The sequence below is a fragment of the Bacillus sp. OTU530 genome, assembly GCF_038440375.1.
This window is the reverse complement of sequence record NZ_JASATP010000148.1, coordinates 1-485: the sequence shown is the minus strand read 5'-3', so window position 1 is coordinate 485 and position 485 is coordinate 1. Positions and strand designations below refer to the sequence as shown.

1 protein-coding gene is annotated in these 485 nt (G+C 38.8%); it reads left to right on the top strand.

Annotated elements, in window-relative coordinates; translation table 11 throughout:
* Positions 1–238: 238 nt before the first annotated feature.
* Positions 239–485 (top strand): LysR family transcriptional regulator (locus tag AAHB12_RS31325; protein ID WP_342048950.1); only part of this gene is annotated, 247 nt, incomplete at its 3' end.

The window sequence follows — 485 nt, the reverse complement described above, 5'->3', positions numbered from 1 at the left end:
GGTTACTCGTGTTTTCATAGTTTCTTCTACTCCTTTCCAGATACTCCTCTGTAATAGTTCGTAAAAAAAAGATGAGGCGACCTGTAATAACCCTTCATTATCGACAGTGATTTCCTAAGTTTTCTCTATATCTTCATTCCATTCTAACAACACTTTACAACTAGAATAAATCAGTGTCTAATATATAAATGTCATGTTTCTAAGTCGAAAAACGACTTAATTAGGGAGGAATAATCTCGTGGAACTACGTCAGATTGAATATTTCACTGTAGTGGCCGAAGAGTTACATTTTGGTCGGGCGGCAATACGCTTACAGATGACACAACCACCTTTAAGTCAACAGATTTTACAACTTGAAAGGGAACTTGGAGTGAAGTTGTTTGAAAGAACTAAACGACACGTAGAACTGACAAACGCAGGAAAGGTTTTCTTGCAAGAAGTTCGCGATGTCCTTACCCGATTAGAGCGTGCTAAGGCTGCAGCTC